At 63.9% G+C, this 21,839-nt stretch carries 23 protein-coding genes; 16 read left to right on the forward strand and 7 right to left on the reverse strand.

Annotated features, from left to right (window positions below):
- Positions 1-56 precede the first annotated feature (56 nt).
- A complete protein-coding gene (locus RE4_RS23565; protein WP_029255815.1) occupies positions 57-815 on the forward strand; it encodes an ABC transporter permease in 759 nt (252 codons plus the stop codon).
- Positions 816-824: 9 nt separating this feature from the next.
- Here RE4_RS23565 and RE4_RS23570 read toward each other — a convergent pair whose 3' ends face one another.
- Positions 825-2,207 carry an amino acid permease gene (locus tag RE4_RS23570; RefSeq protein WP_020908472.1) on the reverse strand — a complete coding sequence of 461 codons (1,383 nt, stop codon included), beginning with the start codon at positions 2,205-2,207 and terminating at the stop codon, positions 825-827.
- Positions 2,207-3,160, reverse strand: coding sequence for a 2,3,4,5-tetrahydropyridine-2,6-dicarboxylate N-succinyltransferase (dapD, locus tag RE4_RS23575; protein ID WP_019749368.1), 954 nt, complete (start codon positions 3,158-3,160; stop codon positions 2,207-2,209). Before dapD ends, RE4_RS23570 begins: the two co-directional genes overlap by 1 nt.
- Positions 3,161-3,209: 49 nt before the next feature.
- Here dapD and dapE point away from each other — a divergent pair, with 49 nt between their 5' ends.
- From dapE to RE4_RS23620, 10 genes are all read left to right on the forward strand, one after another.
- The gene (gene dapE / locus RE4_RS23580; protein WP_021332795.1) at positions 3,210-4,280 is read left to right on the forward strand and encodes a succinyl-diaminopimelate desuccinylase; all 1,071 of its coding nucleotides are present in this window, start codon (positions 3,210-3,212) and stop codon (positions 4,278-4,280) included.
- Positions 4,281-4,296: 16 nt separating this feature from the next.
- A complete protein-coding gene (locus RE4_RS23585; protein WP_003945176.1) occupies positions 4,297-5,100 on the forward strand; it encodes an LOG family protein in 804 nt (267 codons plus the stop codon).
- Positions 5,094-5,651 carry an LOG family protein gene (locus RE4_RS23590; protein ID WP_020908470.1) on the forward strand — a complete coding sequence of 186 codons (558 nt, stop codon included), beginning with the start codon at positions 5,094-5,096 and terminating at the stop codon, positions 5,649-5,651. The genes RE4_RS23585 and RE4_RS23590 overlap by 7 nt, the downstream gene beginning before the upstream one ends.
- A 112-nt stretch (positions 5,652-5,763) precedes the next feature.
- Positions 5,764-7,536 (forward strand): long-chain-acyl-CoA synthetase, encoded by a 1,773-nt coding sequence (locus tag RE4_RS23595; RefSeq protein WP_060939462.1) that lies wholly within the window; start codon positions 5,764-5,766, stop codon positions 7,534-7,536.
- A gap of 30 nt (positions 7,537-7,566) precedes the next feature.
- Entirely contained in the window at positions 7,567-8,466 is a 900-nt protein-coding gene (gene folP / locus RE4_RS23600; protein WP_024487783.1) for a dihydropteroate synthase, read from the forward strand.
- Positions 8,463-9,404 carry a glucosyl-3-phosphoglycerate synthase gene (locus RE4_RS23605; protein ID WP_019749363.1) on the forward strand — a complete coding sequence of 314 codons (942 nt, stop codon included), beginning with the start codon at positions 8,463-8,465 and terminating at the stop codon, positions 9,402-9,404. Before folP ends, RE4_RS23605 begins: the two co-directional genes overlap by 4 nt.
- Before the next feature lie 32 nt (positions 9,405-9,436).
- The gene (locus tag RE4_RS23610) at positions 9,437-9,814 is read left to right on the forward strand and encodes a DivIVA domain-containing protein (protein ID WP_020970208.1); all 378 of its coding nucleotides are present in this window, start codon (positions 9,437-9,439) and stop codon (positions 9,812-9,814) included.
- Positions 9,814-10,383, forward strand: a complete 570-nt coding sequence (locus RE4_RS23615) for a DNA-3-methyladenine glycosylase I (RefSeq protein ID WP_019749361.1) — start codon at positions 9,814-9,816, stop codon at positions 10,381-10,383. Before RE4_RS23610 ends, RE4_RS23615 begins: the two co-directional genes overlap by 1 nt.
- Positions 10,384-10,534: 151 nt before the next feature.
- Positions 10,535-10,702, forward strand: coding sequence for a DUF3117 domain-containing protein (locus tag RE4_RS30820; RefSeq protein WP_003945169.1), 168 nt, complete (start codon positions 10,535-10,537; stop codon positions 10,700-10,702).
- Positions 10,703-10,817: 115 nt separating this feature from the next.
- The gene (locus tag RE4_RS23620; RefSeq protein ID WP_020970207.1) at positions 10,818-11,657 is read left to right on the forward strand and encodes a putative RNA methyltransferase; all 840 of its coding nucleotides are present in this window, start codon (positions 10,818-10,820) and stop codon (positions 11,655-11,657) included.
- Between the two features lie 6 nt (positions 11,658-11,663).
- On the opposite strand, the gene glgA is transcribed toward RE4_RS23620, so the two are convergent.
- Positions 11,664-12,836 carry a glycogen synthase gene (glgA, locus tag RE4_RS23625; RefSeq protein ID WP_019749359.1) on the reverse strand — a complete coding sequence of 391 codons (1,173 nt, stop codon included), beginning with the start codon at positions 12,834-12,836 and terminating at the stop codon, positions 11,664-11,666.
- A gap of 132 nt (positions 12,837-12,968) precedes the next feature.
- Here glgA and glgC point away from each other — a divergent pair, with 132 nt between their 5' ends.
- Positions 12,969-14,183: a glucose-1-phosphate adenylyltransferase gene (glgC, locus tag RE4_RS23630; protein WP_003945185.1), complete on the forward strand. Its 1,215-nt coding sequence runs from the start codon at positions 12,969-12,971 to the stop codon at positions 14,181-14,183.
- Here the strand turns inward: glgC and RE4_RS23635 are convergent.
- Positions 14,180-14,815, reverse strand: a complete 636-nt coding sequence (locus tag RE4_RS23635) for an O-methyltransferase (RefSeq protein WP_007736091.1) — start codon at positions 14,813-14,815, stop codon at positions 14,180-14,182. The two genes, glgC and RE4_RS23635, sit on opposite strands and share 4 nt — an antisense overlap.
- A gap of 330 nt (positions 14,816-15,145) precedes the next feature.
- On the opposite strand from RE4_RS23635, the gene sigE reads away from it, so the two are divergent.
- The 4 genes from sigE (at position 15,146) to tatB (ending at position 18,199) form a co-directional block, all read left to right on the forward strand.
- Entirely contained in the window at positions 15,146-15,742 is a 597-nt protein-coding gene (sigE, locus tag RE4_RS23640; RefSeq protein WP_029255812.1) for an RNA polymerase sigma factor SigE, read from the forward strand.
- Positions 15,743-15,794: 52 nt separating this feature from the next.
- On the forward strand, positions 15,795-16,154 hold the full coding sequence (locus RE4_RS23645) for a hypothetical protein (RefSeq protein WP_020970204.1): 360 nt from the start codon (positions 15,795-15,797) through the stop codon (positions 16,152-16,154).
- 99 nt (positions 16,155-16,253) lie between these two features.
- The gene (locus RE4_RS23650) at positions 16,254-17,732 is read left to right on the forward strand and encodes a S1C family serine protease (RefSeq protein ID WP_047889716.1); all 1,479 of its coding nucleotides are present in this window, start codon (positions 16,254-16,256) and stop codon (positions 17,730-17,732) included.
- Positions 17,733-17,806: 74 nt separating this feature from the next.
- Positions 17,807-18,199: a Sec-independent protein translocase protein TatB gene (tatB, locus tag RE4_RS23655; protein WP_003945177.1), complete on the forward strand. Its 393-nt coding sequence runs from the start codon at positions 17,807-17,809 to the stop codon at positions 18,197-18,199.
- Positions 18,200-18,262: 63 nt separating this feature from the next.
- Here the strand turns inward: tatB and RE4_RS23660 are convergent, their stop codons facing one another.
- The 3 genes from RE4_RS23660 to RE4_RS23670 form a co-directional block, all read right to left on the reverse strand.
- Positions 18,263-19,399 (reverse strand): Mrp/NBP35 family ATP-binding protein, encoded by a 1,137-nt coding sequence (locus RE4_RS23660; RefSeq protein ID WP_003945178.1) that lies wholly within the window; start codon positions 19,397-19,399, stop codon positions 18,263-18,265.
- 24 nt (positions 19,400-19,423) lie between these two features.
- Positions 19,424-20,287 carry a lytic transglycosylase domain-containing protein gene (locus tag RE4_RS23665; RefSeq protein WP_003945171.1) on the reverse strand — a complete coding sequence of 288 codons (864 nt, stop codon included), beginning with the start codon at positions 20,285-20,287 and terminating at the stop codon, positions 19,424-19,426.
- A gap of 145 nt (positions 20,288-20,432) precedes the next feature.
- Entirely contained in the window at positions 20,433-21,833 is a 1,401-nt protein-coding gene (locus RE4_RS23670) for a lytic transglycosylase domain-containing protein (RefSeq protein ID WP_060939463.1), read from the reverse strand.
- Positions 21,834-21,839: the final 6 nt, after the last annotated feature.

Below are 21,839 nucleotides of genomic sequence, written 5' to 3' on the forward strand. Positions count from 1 at the left end.
GCAGTCCCCGAAACTCAGAACGCATACACACAGCAGGCTATGGGAGGTGCACTGTAATGGCTGTTCTCAGTGCTGAACGTATCAAGATCACCACGACCAAATCACCGTTGTGGTGCACGATCATCATCATCGTGCTCGGGCTGGGACTCGCCACAGCTTTCGGACTCAGCGCCAAGTCGTCGCTCAGCAGCCCCAACGGTGCAATGATGCCGACAGTGTCGGGGGCACTCAGTGGAGTGACCGGCTTCGGTGTGTTGGTTCTGATGATCATGGCGGCTCTCGCGATCACCAGCGAATATCGCTTCGGGACCATCCGCACCACCTTCCAGGCAGTTCCGAACCGCGCTTCGGTGCTCATCGCCAAAGCGGGCCTCATCGGTGGTTTCGGAGCGGTACTGACTCTCGTATTGTCATTCGGCGCTTTCGCTCTCACGAAGGCCACATCAGGTGACGCCGGAAGATTCCTGACTCTGTCTGGCGACGATAACTGGCGGGTCGTCTACGGAACACCGATCTACGCGTTCTTCTGCGTAGTTCTAGCCGTAGGAGTGGGCGCGTTGCTCCGGCAGTCTGCAGGTGCGATCGCATTACTGCTGTTGTGGCCCTTGCTGATCGAGAATCTTTTCAACCTGTTCGGAAGTATCGGCGAGAAGATCATGCCGTTCCTGCCGTTCATGAACGCCAACAACTTTCTCGGTTCCGGCGGTAGCGTCGACTTCCACTGGGGACCCTGGGGCAGCCTGGTCTACTTCGCCCTCTTCGTGCTCGTCGTATTCGGCCTCAGCATCGTCGTCGTGAACAGGCGGGATGCATAGGCACACGGATCAGGCGGGCTGATTCTGCTTACGCCAGCGGGCGTTCAGGAAACCCAATGCCGCGATCACCAGGAACAACACGGTGGTCGAGATCAACTGTGCACGGGCATCGGCGTCGAAGAGCATGAGGACGACGAAGACGCCGAGCATCGCGAGAGTCGCGTAGCTCAGATACGGGAACAGCCACATACGAACTGTCAGCTTGCCCGACGCTTCGAGTTGTTTGCGCAGTCGCAGATGCGAGACGACGATGAAGATCCAGATGACGAGCAGCGCGGCGCCGACTGCGTTGAGCAGGATGCCGAGCAGGTCGTCGGGGAGCAGCCAGTTGAGCAGGACGCTGACGAAGCCGAAGAACACCGACAGCAGAACGGCATTGGTCGGAACTCCGGTGCTCGACAGTTTCGCCATGAAAGCGGGTCCGTCGCCGCGGCGCGAAAGTGAGAACGCCATGCGAGAGGTGCCGTAGATGTTGGCGTTGAAGGCGGAAAGCAACGCCACCACTACGACGAGTTCCATGAACCCGGCAACACCCGGAATGTTCGCCTTGTTCAAGACGGCCACAAATGGGCCGCTCTCGAGTTCGGGGTCGTTCCAGGGCAGCACCAGAACCATGATGGAGATGGCACCGATGTAGAAGACACTGATGCGCCACACGACGCTTCGCACAGCGACGGCGATGGAGCGTTCCGGATTCTCGGATTCGGCTGCGGCGATGGTGACGATCTCGATCCCACCGAAGGCGAACGCCACGACGAGCAGTCCTGCGGCAATGCCGGACAACCCATTGGGCATGAAGCCGCCCTGCCCGAACAGATTGCTCGTACCGACCGGATCGGTATCGGGGAGGATGCCGAACACCAGCAGGACACCGATGACGAGGAAGGCGATGATGACGGTGACTTTGATTGCGGCGAACCAGAACTCGAACTCACCGAAGTTGCTGACCTTGGCCAGGTTCACCACGGCGAAGAACACCACGAATACCAGGGCGACAACCCATTGCGGGATCGACGGCACCCAGTCGTTCACGATCGCCGAGGCTCCGGTGATCTCGGCACCCAGCACCATGATCAGCATGAACCAGTAGAGCCAGCCCATCACGAAGCCGGCCCACTCGCCGATCCCCAGGCGCGCGTAGTGAGAGAAGGAACCGCTCGCCGGGATCGCAGCTCCCATCTCACCGAGCATGCGCATCACGAACACCACGACGGCGCCCGCAAGGATGTAGGAGATCAGGACGGCCGGGCCGGCCTTGGCGATACCGACGCCGGTTCCGAGGAACAGGCCGGCGCCGATGGCCGAGCCCAGGCCCATCATCGTCAGATGGCGGACCTTGAGACCGTGGCCGAGAGCAGTGGTTGTTCCGTCCGAGACGTCGGTGTCAGTCATCAGTCGTTGGCGTGCAAAGCAGCGTTCAGTTCGACGCCGGTGCCCTTCCACGGCACGACCTCGACGGCACCCGAGACCGAGTTACGACGGAAGAGAAGGTTCGACTTGCCGCTGAGTTCCTTGGCCTTGACGACGGTGCCGTCCGGGCCGGTGACCTTGGTGCCCGCGGTGACATAGAGGCCCGCTTCGAGGACGCAGTCGTCGCCGAGCGAAATGCCGAGGCCGGCGTTTGCGCCGAGGAGGCAGCGCTTGCCGAGGGAGATGGTTTCCTTGCCGCCGCCGGAGAGGGTGCCCATGATGGAGGCGCCGCCGCCAACATCGGATCCGTCGTCGACGACGACGCCCGCGGAGATGCGGCCTTCGACCATGGAGTTACCGAGGGTGCCGGCGTTGAAGTTGACGAAGCCTTCGTGCATGACGGTCGTTCCGCTGGCGAGGTGCGCACCGAGTCGGACACGGTCCGCGTCACCGATACGCACTCCGGACGGCACGACGTAGTCGACCATGCGGGGGAACTTGTCGACGCTGAACACGGTCACGACGCCGCGGATGCGCAGACGTGAGCGAACTTGCTCGAAGCCTTCGACGGCGCACGGGCCGAAGTTGGTCCACACGACGTTGCTGAGCAGGCCGAACTGGCCGTCGAGGTTGACGCCGTGGGGTGCGACGAGACGGTGCGAGAGGAGGTGGAGGCGCAGGTAGACGTCGTGTGCGTCGACCGGTGCCTTGGAGAGATCGGCGATGGTGGTGCGGACGACGACCTGCGAGACCTCGCGAGCGTCGTCAGTGCCTGCCAGCAGTGCAAGATCGGAAGGAATGTCTGTTCCCTCGACGTTCTCGGTACCGGTCTTGTCGAATGTTCCCAGCTCCGGTGCCGGGAACCAGGTGTCGAGGACGGTTCCGTCCGCGGTCACGTTGGCGATACCTACTGCTGTTGCTCCCTGTGCGCTCACGGGACTAGAGATTACTGGGTGGTGGGTGCACCGGCCTAGGCTGGTGCGTGTGAGCATCCTCGATCTTGCTTCGGACCCCATCGACTTGACGGCCGCCCTGGTCGACATCCCCAGCGTCTCGCACGACGAATCCGTCATCGCGCAGGCCGTCGAGGATGCGCTGCGTGAGCAGACTTCGGGCTTCGAGATCATCCGCAACGGCAATGCCGTGTTGGCGCGTACGTCGCGTGGTTTGCCCAGTCGCGTCATGCTCGCCGGACATCTGGATACGGTGCCCATCGCGGACAACGTTCCTTCGCGGCGTGACGGCGACATCCTGCACGGCTGCGGGACCGTCGACATGAAGTCGGGCGATGCGGTCTTTCTGCACCTGGCGGCCACCATCGAGAACCTGGCCCACGATCTGACCCTGGTTTTCTACGACTGCGAAGAGATCGCCGCAACCTTCAACGGCCTGGGACGGATCGAACGCGAGATCCCGGAATGGCTCGCGGCCGACGTCGCAATTCTCGGTGAGCCGACGGCCGGTTTCATCGAGGCCGGGTGCCAGGGCACGATGCGGGTTCGGTTGACGGCTTCGGGAACTCGCGCACATTCGGCCAGGTCCTGGCTGGGGGACAACGCCATTCACAAGTTCGGCGGTGCGTTGGAGCGGTTGTCGAGTTACCAGCCGCGCTCGGTCGACATCGACGGTTGCGGCTACCGCGAAGGTTTGTCGGCGGTGCGGATTTCTGGCGGGGTCGCCGGAAACGTCGTCCCGGACGAAGCCGAGATGGACGTCAACTTCCGATTCGCGCCCGATCGCAGCGAGGCGCAAGCCGAGTCGCACGTGCGCGAAGTGTTCGACGGTCTGGGCCTCGGATTCGAGGTCACCGACTCCTCACCCGGCGCGCTGCCTGGCTTGGCGAACCCGTCCGCTGCCGCCCTGATCGAGGCGGCCGGTGGTCAGTTCCGTGCGAAGTACGGGTGGACCGACGTGTCCAGGTTCTCGGCGCTCGGCATTCCTGCCGTGAACTACGGACCGGGTGATCCGAACCTCGCACACAAGCGCGACGAGCACGTTCCGGTGCAGCAGATCACCGACGTCGCGGCCGTGCTGAGGAAGTATCTGTCGGCCTGACCGTTAGCCTTGCCGCATGGCACCAGAGAAGAATTCGGCTTCGAAGAAGCAGAGCTCGTCGATCAAGCACCGCGGGCCCGTTCAGCTTCGACGCAAGCGCAAAGACGAGAAGACCACGACCGATCAGCGCTTGCTCGACAAGCGCGGACCCACGGACTGGGTACACACCGATCCGTGGCGTGTGCTGCGTATCCAGAGCGAATTCATCGAAGGTTTCGGCGCACTCGCCGAGGTCCCGCGTGCGGTGACGGTGTTCGGTTCGGCACGCACCACGGTCGATCATCCCGAGTACCAATCCGGCCGTGAGCTGGGAACGGCTTTGGCCGAAGCCGGATACGCCGTCATCACCGGCGGTGGACCGGGAGTCATGGAAGCTGCCAACCGCGGTTGCAGCGAGGCGGGCGGATACTCGATCGGTCTCGGCATCGAGCTGCCGTTCGAGCAGGGACTCAACGAGTGGGTGGATCTCGGAATCAACTTCCGGTACTTCTTCGCACGCAAGACGATGTTCGTGAAGTACTCCCAGGCATTCATCTGCCTGCCGGGTGGCTTCGGAACACTCGACGAGCTGTTCGAGGCACTGACCCTGGTGCAGACCCACAAGGTCACGCGCTTCCCGATCGTCCTGTTCGGTACCGAGTACTGGTCCGGACTCGTCGACTGGATTCGCGGCACCCTCGAGCGTGACGGCAAGATTTCCGAGGGCGACGTGAACTTGCTGCACGTCACCGACAGTGTGGAAGAAGCAGTACGAATCGTCCTCAACGCCGACAAGGGCGTCGACGAGGCCGCAGATCTGGGGAAAGAAGAAGAATGGTGACCGATTCCGACAAGAAGTACTCGATCTGCGTCTACTGCGCGTCGGGTCCGGTGGACGAATCGTTCCTGGCATTGGCTGCCGAGGTGGGAACCGCGATCGGTCGACGCGGATGGCAGTTGGTCTCGGGCGGTGGCAACGTCTCGATGATGGGCGCTGTCGCCGAGTCCGCTCGCGCGGCGGGCGCCTGGACCGTCGGCGTCATTCCGAAGGCCCTGGTGCACAAGGAAGTAGCCGACGTCGATGCCGACGAGCTGATCGTCACGGACACCATGCGCGAGCGCAAGAAACTGATGGAAGATCACGCCGACGCGTTCATCACGCTGCCGGGCGGAATCGGGACGCTGGAAGAGCTGTTCGAGACGTGGACCGCCGGCTACCTCGGAATGCACGAGAAACCAGTGGTGATGCTCGATCCCGTCGGGCACTTCACCGGCCTGCTTGAGTGGTTGAACAAGCTCGACGGGACCGGCTTCGTCGGGCGTCAGGCTTTGGACACTCTGTTGGTGCGGACGGACGTCGAGGCTGCGCTCGACGCGTGCGTCAGATCCTGATCAGACGCCTGCGTGAAACCCTGACCTGGGGCATGGCGGGCTTTATTACCGTGCAGTAAGGTGGCCGCAGACTGGGCGGCCGAATGGGCGCCGGATACGTGTTAGGGGAGCCATGAGTTCGGAAGCCCGTTCGACCGTCGGCCTGCTGGATCTGGCGGCAAAACTGCCGTCGATGATCACCGAGGTGCCGATCCTGGCGCGGGGGGCCGCCGGGCTCTCCCGCAAGCCTTCGGCCAAGGAATCGATCGGGTTGATCTTCCAGAAGGCCGCGCACGCGCACCCGTCGCGCCCGTTCATCCGGTTCGAGGGCCACGCGACCAGTTACGCGGAGGCCAACGAACTGGTGAACCGCTACGCCGACGTCCTCCGCGGACGAGGAGTCGACCGCGGAGACGTCGTCGGAGTGCTGGCAAAGAACACCCCCGAAGCCCTGCTGATCGCGTTGGCCGCCGTCAAACTCGGCGCGGCAGCGGGCATGCTGAACTACAACCAGCGCGACGACGTTCTGGCACACAGCCTTACGCTGCTCGACGCGCGCGTCCTGGTGGTCGCCGACGAGTGCGAAGAGGCCCTCGAATCCTTGCCGGCGGGGTTTACCGGACCGAAGCAGCTTCTCGTCAGTGAACTCGCGGATCTGGCGAAGACGGCTGATGCCGCCAACCCGGCGGTCACCGCCGAGGTGCTCGCGAAGGAGAAGGCGTTCTACATCTTCACCTCGGGTACCACGGGAATGCCCAAGGCCAGCTTGATGACTCACTTCCGTTGGCTGAAGTCGATGTCGGGCCTCGGGTTGATGGGTGTGCGCTTGCGCGGCTCGGACACTCTGTACTGCTGCCTGCCGCTCTACCACAACAACGCGTTGACGGTCTCGTTGTCCTCGGTGCTCGCGTCCGGTGCGACAATCGCGATCGGACGTCAGTTCTCCGCCTCGCGGTTCTGGGACGACATCGCACTCAACAAGGCGACCGCGTTCACCTACATCGGCGAACTGTGCCGCTATCTGCTCAACCAACCGGTCAAGCCGACCGACAGCGACAATGCTGTTCGGCTGATGGTGGGTAACGGTCTGCGCCCGGAGATCTGGGCCGAATTCACCCAGCGCTTCGGCATTCCCCGCGTCGCCGAGTTCTACGGTGCGAGCGAATGCAACATCGCGTTCGTCAACGCACTCAACGTCGACAAGACGGCCGGGATCTGTCCGTTGCCGCACGCCGTCGTGGAGTTCGACGAGGACACCGGAAAAGCGTTGCGTGGAGCCGACGGTCGCCTTCGCAAGGTGTCCACGGGTCAGGTCGGGCTCCTGCTGTCGAAGGTCACCGACCGAGCGCCTTTCGACGGTTACACCGACGAAGCCGCGAGCAACAGCAAGCTGGTGCGCGGCGGATTCAAGGACGACGACACCTGGTTCGATACCGGAGACCTGGTGCGCAAGCAGGGATGGGGCCACGTCGCCTTCGTCGACCGTCTCGGCGACACCTTCCGTTGGAAGGGCGAGAACGTTGCCACCACGGAGGTCGAGGGCGCACTGAGTTCGCACCCGGCCGTCGAGGAAGCAGTTGTCTACGGCGTCGAGATCCCGGGCACCGACGGTCGCGCGGGAATGGCGGCGGTCAAGCTGCGGGACGGGCAGAGCTTCGAGGGAAGCGAAGTTGCAGCTCACCTCTACGGCAAGCTTCCCAACTACGCGGTCCCGCTGTTCATCCGCATCGTCGACTCACTCGAACACACCAGCACTTTCAAGTCGCGCAAGGTGGAATTGCGCAACGAGGGTTACGACGTCGGCGCCGACACTCTGCACGTTCTCGAAGGCCGCGAGGGTGGTTATGTGGACTCGTACGACGAATACGTCGGAAAGGTCGCGGCAGGCTCGGTACCCAAGGGCTAGACCGAGTTCCGTCATGCCAGTATGAGTGGCATGTCTTCACTCTCCGGTTCTACCGCGCAGCCAGGTCCGGCGCCCATCCTGTGTGGGCGTCCGGTCGCGGTCGACCGTGCATTGGTGATGGCGATCGTCAACCGCACTCCCGATTCCTTCTACGACCAGGGCGCGACGTTCTCGGATTCGTCAGCGATGGCTGCCGTCGACAGGGCCGTCGACGAGGGCGCCGATCTGGTGGACATCGGGGGAGTGAAAGCCGGGCCAGGTGACCTCGTCGACGCCGACGAGGAGGTCAGGCGAGTCGTTCCGTTCGTCGCCGCGATCAGAGCCAAGTACCCCGAGCTGATCATCAGCGTCGACACCTGGCGGAGCGGCGTCGCGCGTTTGGCACGGGGCGAGGGCGCCGACCTGATCAACGACACGTGGGCGGGTGCGGATCCCGACCTCGTCCTGGTTGCCGCCGAGACTGGTGCCGGGATCGTCTGCTCGCACACGGGTGGCGCGGTTCCGCGCACCCGTCCGCACCGTGTCCGCTACGACGACGTCGTCGCAGATGTGGTCACCGAGGTCGTGTCGGCGGCAGAACGCGCCCTGGCACTCGGAGTGCCGCGTGACGCGATTCTGATCGATCCCACTCACGATTTCGGTAAGAACACCTTCCACGGGCTCGAGTTGTTGCGAAAAGTGGACGTTCTTGTAAACACCGGGTGGCCAGTGCTGATGGCGCTGAGCAATAAGGACTTCATCGGGGAGACTCTTGGTGTGGAGCTTTCCGAGAGGTTGGAGGGAACATTGGCAGCGACAGCAATGGCCGCGGCTGGCGGCGCCCGGGTGTTCCGTGTTCACGAGGTGGCGTCCACCCGTCGAGTAGTCGACATGGTGGCCGCGATCCAAGGACGCCGTGCCCCGGTACGTACGGTTCGAGGTCTGGCATGAGCATCACCGGTGCGGGCCCGACCCGCGTATGGGCAGAAGCCAACAGTTGGGACCATCCGAGTTGGACGGTCGCCGAACTCGAACGGGCGAAGGGTGGCCGAACCGTCTCGGTGGTGTTGCCCGCGCTCAACGAAGAGGACACCGTTGCTGCGGTGGTCGACACCATTCATCCGTTGCTCGGTGGTTTGGTCGACGAGCTGATCGTTCTCGATTCCGGTTCGACCGACCGTACCGCCGAGCGTGCTCGCGCGGCGGGGGCGACGGTGATCAGTCGTGAGAGCGCAGTCCCGTCCATCCCGCCGACCGCGGGCAAGGGTGAGGTGCTGTGGCGTTCGGTCGCCGCAACGACCGGCGATCTGATCGCATTCGTCGACTCCGATCTCATCAATCCCGATCCGGCGTTCGTGCCCAAACTGCTGGGGCCGCTGCTCACGGTGGACGGCATCCATCTGGTGAAGGGCTACTACCGCCGTCCGCTGCGCGTGAGCGGCACGGAGGACGCCAACGGCGGCGGACGAGTCACGGAATTGGTTGCGCGGCCCATGTTGGCTGCGCTGCGGCCCGAACTCACGTCGGTACTGCAACCATTGGGCGGTGAATACGCGGGCACCCGTGAGCTGCTGTCCGCTGTCCCGTTTGCGCCCGGCTACGGCGTCGAGATCGGCCTTCTGCTCGACACGTACGACACGTTGGGGCTGGCGGCGATCGGTCAGGTCAATCTCGGTGTGCGCAAGCATCGCAACCGGCCGCTCGCCGACCTCGGCGTGATGAGCCGGCAGATCATCGGAACGATGCTCCGGCGGTGCGGGATCGAGGATTCGGGTGCCGGGTTGACCCAATTCCTCGTCGACGGCGATTCTTTCGTGCCCGAGACCACTGAGGTTTCGCTACTCGATCGACCCCCGATGAATTCGATAGTGCGCACCGCGGGGGTCTGACCGCTCACACTCGGGTATGGGAGTATCGATTCATGATGACGATCCTCCTGTACCTGATTGTCATGGCACTGGTCGGCGCGATGATCTTCCTCGCCGCCAGCGCTGTGTTCGGGCGCTCGGAAGAGCTGCCGCCGCTGCCTCCTGGCACGACGGCGACCGTACTCCCGGCAGAGGACGTCACCGGGGCGGATGTCGACGCTCTTCGTTTTCAGCAGGTGTTGCGTGGATACAAGGCGAGTGAAGTGGATTGGGCCCTGCATCGCCTCGGGTTGGAAATCGATTCTCTGCGTGCGCAACTGGGCCGTGACGAGAAGTCCGAGGTTCTGGTGAAGGCGGATGCTCCGGCCAAGGCCGAAGCAACGCGGGAGGCGCCTGAGACCGAATCCGAAGCGAAGGATTCCCAGGGCTGATGGCAGACGGACTGGTTCGGTGCGGCTGGGTGGTCGAGACGCCCGGTGACTCGCTGTACCGCGACTATCACGACGAGGAGTGGGGGCGTCCGCTGCACGGGCGCGACGAACTGTTCGAACGGCTCGCCCTCGAAGCATTCCAATCGGGGCTTTCTTGGATCACGATTCTGCGCAAACGCGAGGCGTTCCGCGAAGCCTTCGACGGGTTCGATCCGGACAAGGTCGCAGCGTACGGAGTTGCGGATGTGGAGAGATTGCTCTCCGATGCCGCGATCGTCCGCAATCGCGCGAAGATCGAGGCGACGATTTCCAACGCCCGAGTGCTCGTGAATTCACCCGATCTGGACCTCGATTCGTTACTCTGGTCGTTCTCGCCGCCTCGACGCACCAGACGACTGACATCAATTGCAGAGGTTCCGGCGGTCACTCCCGAGTCGACTGCCATGGCTAAGGAACTCAAGCGACGCGGGTTCAAGTTTGTGGGTCCTACCACGGCTTATGCGCTCATGCAGGCTACCGGAATGGTCGACGATCACGTGGCCGATTGCTGGGTTCCGGCGCAGGTGTGACGGTCGACTGAACACCCCTAAATGTGACTCAGATTCCCGGTTCCTGCATCCATAGGGAACAATGGAGGGTACGAGCCTCGCTGATTGTTGGCGGGGCGCACCGTTAGTCGAGGCGCAGAGCAATGCAGCGCAGATCTGGAGGGAGCAGAGGATGGCGGCCATGAAGCCCCGGACCGGGGACGGTCCCCTCGAAGCAACCAAAGAGGGACGAGGAATCGTCATGCGGGTTCCACTCGAGGGTGGCGGACGCCTCGTCGTCGAGCTGACCCCGGATGAAGCTGCAGCGCTCGGTGTGGAACTCACGAACGTCACCAGCTAGTCGGGTCCAGGTTGTAGCAGTACGAACAACAGCACGTGATTGCACGCAGGCTCCGTATCCGTTTCGGTACGGGGCCTGAAGTGTGCGCACCGCCGGTAGCCGAAAGGACGGATCAATGCTTGCCGCCGTGGTCGATCTTCTGTCCTGCCCGCAGTGCGCTGCTGAGTTGGAATTGGTGGACGGCGCCGCCGAGTGCGATCGCGGACATCGATTCGACGTGGCTCGCCAGGGTTACGTGAGCCTGATCAGTGGCGGTGCCACGAAGTTCACCGGCGACAGTGCCGAGATGATCGCCGCGCGTGCACGACTTCTCGGCGCCGGCCACTTCGGCCCGCTGATGGATGCCGTTTCCCGGGCCTGCGCGACGACGGCAGGGGCGGATCCTGCGCGGATCGTCGAAATCGGTGCAGGCACAGGACAATACCTCGCACACGTCGTGGATTCGCTGCCTGATTCTCGGGCAATAGCCTTGGACGTGTCCAAGTTCGCGGCACGGCGAGCGGCGAAGATCCACGAAAGGATCGGCTCGATCGTCGCGGACGTCTGGCAACCACTTCCGATTCGAGACGGAGTGCTCTCCCACGTGCTCTGTGTGTTCGCTCCACGCAACGGTCCGCAGTCCCATCGAGTTCTCGCCGATGACGGCGTTCTGGTGGTCCTGACGCCCACCGACAGGCATCTGCGCGAGCTGATCGACATTCTCGAGATGGTCAAGGTCGACGATCGCAAGGTGGAACGTCTCGAATCGTCGATGGCCGGCTTGTTCGAGCGCGTGAGCAGCGACGAGGTCGAGTTCACGATGTCACTCTCACACCAGGACGTCCTCGACTTGGTGGGGATGGGACCGTCGGCGAGGCACCTGACGCCCGCCGATCTGGCTGCCGCCGTGGCGAAGCTGCCGCAGCCGAGCACCGTCACCGCGTCGGCGACGGTCTCGACCTATCGCAAGATCTGACGCGGATCAGCGTCTCGTGACGGCGTCCGCGTAGACCTCGAGCGTCTGCTTGGCGATTTCGGCCCAGGAGAACTCGTCGATAGCACGGATTCTGCCCGCACGACCCATCGCGTCGGCGCCTTCTCGGTCGGCGACAACGGCATTGACGGTGGCAGCGAGTGATTCCTCGAATGCGTTCGGCTCGTAGGCGTTGTAGTGCACGAGTCGACCGGTGACGCCGTCGGCGACCACCTCGGGGATACCGCCGACATCGGAAGCGACCACGGCGGTCTCACACGCCATGGCTTCGAGATTGACGATTCCGAGGGGCTCGTACACCGAAGGACAGACGAATACCGTTGCTGCCGAGAGTATTTCCCTGATCTGCTCGGTCGGGAGCATCTCGCGCACCCAGTAGACATTGCCCCGATGTCCGGCGAGTTCGGCCACTGCCTTCTCCGTTTCGGCGGCGATCTCCGGCGTATCGGGAGCGCCGGCGCACAGCACGAGCTGAATCTCCGGGTCGAAGTGGTGTGCTGCCGCGACGAGGTGCCCGACGCCCTTCTGCCTCGTGATCCGTCCGACAAAGGCCACGATGGGTTTTGCGGGGTCGACGCCGATCGACGCGAGTGCGGACGGCGCTCCCGGCGCAGATCCCCCGGGATGCCATACCTCGGTGTCGATTCCGTTGCGCACTACGTGAACGCGACTCGGATCGACGGCGGGGTACGCGTCGAGGACGTCGAGTCGCATACCTGAACTGACGGCGATGATCGCGTCTGCGTGCTCGACGGCGTTGCGTTCGGACCACGACGAGATCCGATAGCCGCCGCCTAGCTGTTCGGCCTTCCACGGGCGTCTGGGCTCGAGTGAGTGCGCGGTGAGGATGTGCGGCACGTCGTAGAGAGCCGACGCGAGATGTCCGGCCAGTCCGGTGTACCAGGTGTGGGAGTGGACGATGTCGACACCGGCCGCGGCGTCCGCCATCCGCAACTCGGTGGAGAGCGTCGTCAAGGCTGGGTTGGATCCGGCGAGAGCGGGGTCGGGAGAGTGGACGATCGCGCCTTCGCGCGGGGCGCCCATGCAGTGCACGTCGACCTCGCACAACCGCTTCATCTGAGCGACGAGCTCGGTTACGTGTACTCCTGCACCGCCGTAGATCTCCGGCGGGTATTCCTTGGTCATCATTGCGACTCGCACGCGCTAAACCTAACCGCCCGTGGTCGATCCGGCTACCGATCGCGTTATCCCCGACCGTTCGGAGGGGGACACGATCGGACCTCTCGGACTGCTTCGCTAGCGGGAGTTCACCAGTGCGGATAGGTTAGCGGTGTGAGAAGCCAGCCGCATGTGCTTGGAATCGTGCTCGCCGGGGGCGAGGGCAAACGCTTGTATCCGCTGACCGCGGACAGAGCGAAGCCCGCAGTGCCCTTCGGAGGTGCATATCGACTTATCGACTTCGTGTTGAGCAACCTTGTCAACGCGGGATATCTGCGTATTTGTGTGTTGACGCAATACAAGTCACATTCACTCGACCGTCACATTTCGCAGACGTGGCGATTGTCCGGGTTCGCGGGTGAGTACATCACTCCGGTCCCGGCCCAGCAGCGGCTCGGGCCGCGCTGGTACACCGGCAGTGCCGACGCAATCCTGCAGTCGCTCAATCTCGTTTACGACGAGGACCCCGAGTACATCGTGGTTTTCGGTGCCGACCACGTGTACCGGATGGATCCGGAACAGATGGTGCAGCACCACATCGAATCCGGGGCAGGCGTGACGGTCGCGGGTATTCGTGTACCGCGAAGTGAGGCTTTCGCTTTCGGCTGCATCGACAGTGACGAGTCCGGACGCATCACGCAGTTCCTGGAAAAGCCCGCCCATCCTCCCGGGACACCGGACGACCCAAATTCCACGTTCGCGTCCATGGGTAACTATGTGTTCACCACCAAGGTGCTCGTGGACGCCATCCGCGCTGATTCCGAGAACTCCGATTCCGACCACGACATGGGCGGAGACATCATTCCCGCCTTGGTCGCGGCGGGTGAGGCGTCGGTCTACGACTTCAAGGACAACGTCGTTCCCGGCGCCACCGATCGAGACCGCGGTTACTGGCGTGACGTCGGTACCCTCGACGCCTTCTACGACGCTCACATGGACCTCGTGTCGGTGCACCCGATCTTCAATCTCTACAACCGTCGCTGGCCCATCCGCGGCGCCACCGAGAATCTCGCGCCCGCCAAGTTCGTGAAGGGCGGACTCGCTCAGGAATCAGTGGTCGGTGCGGGGTCGATCCTGTCCGCGGCGACCGTGCGCAATTCGGTACTCAGTTCCAACGTGATGATCGAGGACGGTGCGACCGTCGAGGGCAGCGTGCTGATGCCGGGTGTGCGCATCGGCAAGGGCGCCGTCGTGCGGCGCGCGATCCTCGACAAGAACGTCGTGGTCGGTGACGGCGAAATCATCGGCGTCGATCTCGAACGTGACCGCGAACGATTTGCCGTCAGTCAGGGTGGCGTCGTCGCCATCGGTAAGGGCGTCTGGATCTAGAGCTTGCTCGCGCAGAGGAGGCCGTCGCCGAGGGGGAGGAGGACACGAATGAGTCGCTCGTCCTCGGTCACGGCCTTTGCTGCTTCTCGGACCGCAACCGTTGTCGCGTCGCGAGCGGAGCTGTCGGCAACGCGGCCGTCGGCCAGGGCGTTGTGCAGAACGATGACACCGCCGGAGCGCAGCAGGCGGACACCTTCGCGGACGTAGTGGGGGTGGTCGATCGCGGCGCAGTCGACGAACACCAGGTCGTAGCCGCCGTCTGCGAGCCGGGGAAGTACGTCGAGAGCCCGTCCGTTGATCAGGCGAGTGCGTGCCGGAGCGATTCCGCTTTCGCGGAAGGTCAGCTTGGCCGCCCGCTGGTGTTCGGGTTCACTGTCGATCGTGGTCAGGACGCCGTCGTCGCGCATTCCGTGCAGAAGCCACAGGCTGCTCACGCCGGCTCCGGTACCCACCTCGACGGCCGTCTTCGCGTCGAGCATCCTCGCGAACATCGCGAGCGTCGCACCGACGGCGGGCGTCACCGGATGGGCTCCGAGATCCAGCGCTCGATCTCGCGCCGCGGTCAAAATCTCGTCCTCGGAAACAACGTCCTCGACGTGGCGGAGTATCTGTTCGGCGTGGGTCACGCTCATGAGGTTATCGGGCGGTTCGGATTGTCGCTGCAAGGCGCGCAGTCACCAGGATTCTCAGGAATCCCTCAGGCTCCTCATATGGCGTGCACACCGCGATGAGAAAAGGTGTATACATCGCCGGATCGAAGATCGCACGGCGGTATCGATTTTTACCAAGTTGGTCTTTCGCAGCTCGGTGATCGGGAACAAATCACAGCAACGGCTGGTTCTCCCGAATATCGCGCATTACGTGATTCGGACAACGCGGTGATCGAACTACGCGATCCCGAGCAGGAGGATCAACTTATTTACCAGGTCAACGACGAGCCTCGCCCTCGAGAGTCGGAAGTTTTGACGACGGAATCGGCTGTGGATTCCGAATTGATCGGCACTGCTGTGTTCGATGCAACTGGTGAGAAGTCCTCCATGCCGTCTTGGGACGAACTCGTGCGTCAGCACGGTGACCGGGTGTACCGCCTGGCCTACCGGTTGTCAGGCGATGCCCAGGACGCCGAGGACTTGACGCAGGACACCTTCATTCGGGTGTTCCGCTCGCTCTCCGATTATCAGCCCGGAACTTTCGAGGGCTGGCTGCACCGCATCACCACAAACCTGTTCCTCGACATGGTTCGCCGACGCAACCGTATCCGTATGGAAGCGCTGCCCGAGGACTACGACCGCGTTCCCTCGCCCGGTCCGGACCCCGAGCAGATCTACCACGACGCGCGCCTCGACGCAGGTCTGCAGGCCGCACTCGACTCACTCGCACCTGAATTTCGCGCCGCTGTTGTGCTCTGTGACATCGAAGGTCTGTCGTACGAGGAAATCGGTGCCACACTGGGAGTGAAGCTCGGAACGGTTCGTAGCCGTATCCATCGTGGGCGACAGGCGATTCGTGATCATCTGGCAGCGCAGCGCGCAGCCGAATCCGAACTCGTCGGTTTCTGACGGTCGGGTTCGAGCTACAGAGCGGGACGTGGTCAATCACCTGGAGGGACGAATGACGGAGGCGCGGGCACATCGCCAGTTCGGTTCGACCGAACATCTGGCCAGCGAGGCAATCGCTGCCTACGTCGACGGAGAACTCCGAATGCAGGCCTACTTGCGGGCCTCGCATCACATCTCGATCTGCGCCGAGTGCGCTGCGGCCGTCGATGCTCAGCAGCAGGCACGTGGTGCGCTGCGTCGAAGCGGCGAGATGACGATGCCGTTGTCCCTGGTGGGACTTCTCAGTCAGATTCCCTCGTGCAACAGTCCGACCACCGGACCCAATTCGGAAAACGCCGACGGTTCCGTCGGCAACCAGCCCGCAGGCTTTTCCACCATCAGCAAGCGGTTGTCCCGTCGCTGGCGCAAATGACACCGCGCGCGCTGGCGCAAATGACGCCGCGCGCCAGCTTCCCGGCACGGATCAGTGATACTGGACAACGTGACTGACGGAAAGAGGGGGCACTCCGGAGTGAGCTCGGATTCTTCGGCAAGCGGTTCGGCGGATCGACCGGCAGATGCGCCGGTGCTCGACCCACGGCCGGTGTACCGACCTCAGATCGACCCGGCCTCGCGCCAGGTGTTCGGTCGACCGAGTGGAGTCGAGGGCTCGTTCACTCCGATTGCCACGCGATCGACCCCGTCTTCCGACGTCGTGATCGGGAATCCGGACCCGGTTCTGGCCGAAGCGTTCGGTCGACCCGCAGACGCCACCGAGTCGATCGGTCGCGATCCCGAGGCGTCGGCGAACAACACACCCGACGAAGAACCCCCGCGTGATCCGTGGCGCGATCCTGAATCCGAGGTCTCGCTGGGCAAGCCTGCAGAGTCCGAGGCGCCGGTGCAGTTGCCTCCCGCCCAGAAGCTCGACGTGCGTGAGCTGTTGTTCGGTCGCAAGGTCGCCCCCTCGGCACTGGCCGCGCTTGCGGGCATGGCACTTGTCATCGCTCTTGTCGGTGGCTTGCTTGCCACTGTCATCACCGCCGATCGCAGTTCACTCACCAGCTCACGTGTCACGCTCGTTCAATCCGGCGGCGGGGAACAGCCGGAGTCGCAGGTGGCAAAGGTCGCCGACGCAGTGCTGCCTTCCGTGGTGTCGATTCAGGTCGCCGTCGGTGACCAGGGCAGTACGGGTTCCGGTGTGGTCATCGACGGCGCCGGATACATCGTCACCAACAACCACGTGATCTCCTCGGCCGTACCGCCCGCTCAGGACGCGAAGATCCAGGTGATCTTCTCCGACGGAACCAAGACCGATGCCCAGATCGTCGGACGTGACGTCAAGACAGACCTCGCGGTACTCAAGGTGTCGGCCAACAATCTGACGGTCGCTCAGCTCGGAAAATCCGAGGATGTTCAGGTCGGCGACGACGTCGTCGCCGTCGGCTCACCGCTCGGATTGAGCAAGACCGTCACCCGCGGAATCGTCAGTGCGCTGAACCGGCCTCTGCGTTTGTCGGGTGAAGGTACCGACACCAACGCCGTCATCGACGCCGTCCAGACCGATGCGGCGATCAACCACGGCAACTCGGGTGGTGCACTCGTCGACGACGAAGCCCGCGTCATCGGTATCAACACGGCCATGCTCAGCGAGTCCGGTGGTTCGGTCGGGCTCGGCTTCGCGATTCCGATCGATACGGTCACCGAGGTGGCGCAGACCATCATTCGCGACGGCAAGGTTCATCACCCCGACATCGGCGTGAATGCCCGCACCGCGGTCAACGACGCGACCAGCGGTGCTGCGGTGGCCAACGTCCGCGACGGCAGCCCAGCTCAACGTGCGGGGATCGTCGAGGGTGACGTCATCGTCAAGGTCGGTGACCGACCGGTGACGAGCGCCGACGAACTGGTGGTTGCGGTCAACGCGACGACCGTCGATCAGCCGGTCAACGTCCAGTTGATCCGCGATGGACGGCAGGTCGACATTTCGGTCACGCCTGTGTCCGACTGATCGGACCCTGCGATCTTCCTGTGAGGTTGATCCGGACATGCGCGCACCGAGCGAGCACACAGTAGGCTGACCCTGTGTTTGGCAACATCGGTTGGGGCGAGTTCATGATCCTCCTCGTAGCGGCTCTGGTCATCTTGGGACCTGAGCGGCTTCCTGGTGCGGTCTCCTGGGTCACGAAGTCCCTGAGGCAGGTGCGCGAATATGCTTCGGGCGCTTCCAATCAGCTCAAGGAAGAACTGGGCACCGATTTCGAGGATCTGCGTAAACCACTCGCAGATCTGAACAAGCTGCGCGGAATGACGCCGCGCGCTGTGATCACCCAGCACCTTCTCGACGGCGACGACTCCATCTTCACGGGCAACTTCGACAAGAAGCCGCAGAGCGGAGTGCAGGAGCCGAAGACGCTGTCGAAGGACAAGCCACTCACCGCGGGCGAACGTCCTCCTGTGGACTTCGACGCAACCTAGATTCGACATACGAAAGGGCGCCTGTCACCGATCGGTGACAGGCGCCCTTTCGCATGCGGGGTTCTACAAGTTGCGAACCGTATTGATACCGAGCGACATTCCGGCCAGCCCGCGCTGACGGACGGCCAACTTGTCGGCGATGTCCTTGAGCGCGATGGCCGCGGGTGAATCGGGAGCGCTGAGGACGATCGGCGTCCCGGCGTCGCCTGCCTCGCGGACGGACGGGTCCAGCGGAATCTGTCCGAGAAGCGGAACCTTGGCGCCGACGGCCTTCGTGAGGCGATCGGAGACGGTCTGGCCGCCGCCTTCGCCGAAGACGTCCATGCGGGTGCCGTCGGGAAGTTCGAGCCACGACATGTTCTCGACGACGCCGGCGACGCGCTGGCGGGTCTGCAGGGCGATGGCGCCCGCTCGCTCGGCGACCTCGGCAGCGGCCTGCTGCGGTGTGGTGACGACCAGGATCTCGGCGCTCGGGATGAGCTGAGCCACCGAGATGGCGATGTCACCGGTGCCGGGCGGCAGATCGAGCAGCAGCACGTCCAGATCGCCCCAGAACACGTCGGCGAGGAACTGCTGGAGTGCGCGGTGAAGCATCGGTCCGCGCCAGACGACAGGAGTGTTGCCCTGGGTGAACTGCGCGATGGAGATCATCTTCACGTCGTGTGCAACCGGCGGCATGATCATGCGCTCGACCTGAGTGGGCTTGGCGTCGGTGCCGAGCATGCGGGGGATCGAGTGACCGTAGATATCCGCGTCGAGAACGCCGACAGACAGTCCGCGCGCGGCCATTGCTGCCGCAAGATTGACTGTCACACTGGACTTTCCGACGCCACCCTTGCCGGAGGCTACGGCGTAGACGCGGGTGAGTGAACCCGGCTGGGCGAACGGGATGACGGGTTCGGCGGAATCGCCGCGAAGCGACTTGCGGAGCTCGGTCCGCTGGGCGTCGTCCATGACGTCGAGTTCGACGCGGATCGCACCGACCCCGGCGACGTCGGCGACGGCCTTGGTGACGCGTTCGGTGATCTCGGTGCGCATCGGGCAACCGGCGGTCGTGAGATAGATGCCGATGTCGACGCTGTTGTCACTGGAGAGGGAGATCCCCTTGACCATCCCCAGCTCGGTGATGGGTTTGCGGATCTCTGGGTCCAGAACTCGCGCGAGCGCGGAGCGAACGTCGGACTCGGTCAGTACAGACATGACTCCATGGTAAGTCCAGGTAGGTCAGTGGATGCGCGGCAGGTCCGATGCGGCGGGCACGATGCCGGTGGAGTACCCGAGCGACCAGGCCAGAACGTTGGCAACGTAGGCGGCCGAGTTGTTGTAGCGGTGGATCGCGGAGGCAACCTGGGTTACGTCCTGCATGTTGAGTCCGCCGTCGCACAGGTACTTGCCGGTGGTCAGTGCGGAGTCGAAGAGGTTCTGGGGGTCGGCGATTCCGTCACCGTTGCCGTCGCCGGCGTACTGGTTCCAGGTGGACGGGATGAACTGCATCGGGCCGACCGCGCGGTCGTAGACGGTGTCGCCGTCGAGGGCGCCGCCGTCGGTGTCCATGATGACGGCCTGGCCGGGAAGGCTGCCGTTGAGTGGCAGGCCGATCACGGGCTTGTAGAGGTTGCCGTTCGCGTCGGCGTCCTTGCCGTCGTTGGCGTGGCCGGATTCGACGCGGCCGATACCGGCCAGGAGTGTCCAGTGCATGTTGCAGTTGGGCTTCTCGACGGCGAGGATCCGCTCGGCGTTCTGGTATGCGGCGACGCTCACGCTCGGGATTCCGAGTGCGCCCTCGGCCATGGAGGCTGGGAGCGGGGGAGTCGCCTGCACGGGAGCCAACGGCGCGGGTTCCGGCGCGGGGGCGGGAGCGGGCTCGGCGATTGCTTCGACGGCGGGCAGAATCTGCGCTTGCGGTTCCTGCGTGGCTTGCGCGGCAGTGTCCACCGTTTCGGCGGAGCTGGTGTTGAAGAACGGAACCTTGGGAGCGGCGCCGGCCGTGTTGGCTGCGGTGACGAGTCCGATAGGGATGAGTCCGGTGAGCGCGATGACCGAATTTCGACGGATGTGCGAATCTGTCTTCTTGCTGTGCCGACCCACTGTGTATGCCTCCTGAACCTCCGCGAGGAGGTTTTCCGTTCAACTGACGGAGTCGAGGCTACCTGATTTGTTGCGTTTCCGTTATTCAACCGTGATCTAGAAGGGCAGTTTGGGGCATATGCACTGTTCTTTCGTGATTTTTTGGTTACAGAGCGGGCATGCCGGGAAGGCCCGGGAAGAACGGCGCGAATGCCGGAGCCGGGGCCGGGGCAGGTTCCGGTGCGGGTGACGGAGCGGGCTCAGGCGACGGGGCAGCCGGCGGCGAAGATTCCGCGGGCGCTGCGTCGGTGGTGGCGGGTGCCGTGGCGGCTACTGCCATTCCTGGGACCGTGCACGGCAGAAGGATGCCTTCCTGTAAGGCGTCGAGTGCTGCTGGATCCGGAAGGATCACGCACATGTCGTCGGGCCAGCGCCATCCCTCAGCCGTCAGAATCGGCCAGACGAGACCCCGTGAGGTGAGGACGGGGAGCGGGATGATCGGACCGGGAGCCGCGTTCCGGGCGGCGTTGGGTCCCGGAGTGGGGCTGGTCGGCGTTACTCCCGGCGGGATCAGTGCCTGGATCTCGGGTGAGAGCGCGGGCATGTCGGGCAGGCCTGGGAAGAGAGGGGGGGTGGTGGTCGGAGTCGTCGACGCAGATTCCTTGTCGCCTGCCGCCGGGTCGGTAGCTGCAGCAGCGGCGAGAACGGCCGAAGCGGCGGAGTCTGCCGAGGCGGCGGCGTTGATCGCCGAGCTGCCGGTGTTGATGCCGGTGGTGTACGGGAGCTGGCCGGAAGGAATGACACCGTTCTTGTATGCCGTCGACCACATGATCACGTTTGCCGCGTAGGCGGCCGAGTTGTTGTACCGCAGAACAGCTTTGGTCTCCTGGGCGACATCGCGCAGGTTGAGTCCGCCGCTGCAGAGGTACTTCGCTGCCGAGAGCGCCGCATCGAAGACGTTGTTGGGGTCCTTGATTCCGTCCCCGTTGCCGTCGCTGGCATAACCGGCCCAGGTGGCCGGAATGAACTGCATCGGCCCGACAGCGCGGTCGTGGGTCGGGTCTCCGTCGATCGCTCCCTTGTCGGTGTCCCGAATGACTTCGTTGCCTGCCAACCGTCCGTCGAGGACGGGGCCGAGGATCGGGGTGACCGTCGTACCCACCGACGTCGTCTTGCCACCGTTGGCGTGACCGGATTCGATGCGTCCGATGCCGGCCAGGAGATGCCAAGGGATGCCGCAGCCCGGCGCCTCGGTCATCATCACCAGTTCGGCGGATCGGTACGCGTTCAGAACGATCTCGGGGATGCCCAGAGAAGTGAGGACGACGGCCGCAGCGTTGGGCGCTGCCGGAGCGCCGGCGACCGTATCGCTGGGTGGGGCCGATCGTTGCGTTCGGACGGTGCGGGGCGTCGGGAGGAAGTCGACAGAGTCCGGCTGCGCAACGGAGGCGGAGCCTGCGAGGGCGATGGGGACCTGCGACCCGCCGGATGGTGCGCTTCCGGCCGTGAGGGCTGCTGGACCTGTTACGACAAGCAGTCCCCCCACCAGTGTGGATGCTGCAATCATTCCGCG

Origin of the sequence: Rhodococcus erythropolis NBRC 15567, assembly GCF_001552595.1 — a bacterium.
Classification (GTDB): Bacteria; Actinomycetota; Actinomycetes; order Mycobacteriales; family Mycobacteriaceae; genus Rhodococcus_F; species Rhodococcus_F erythropolis.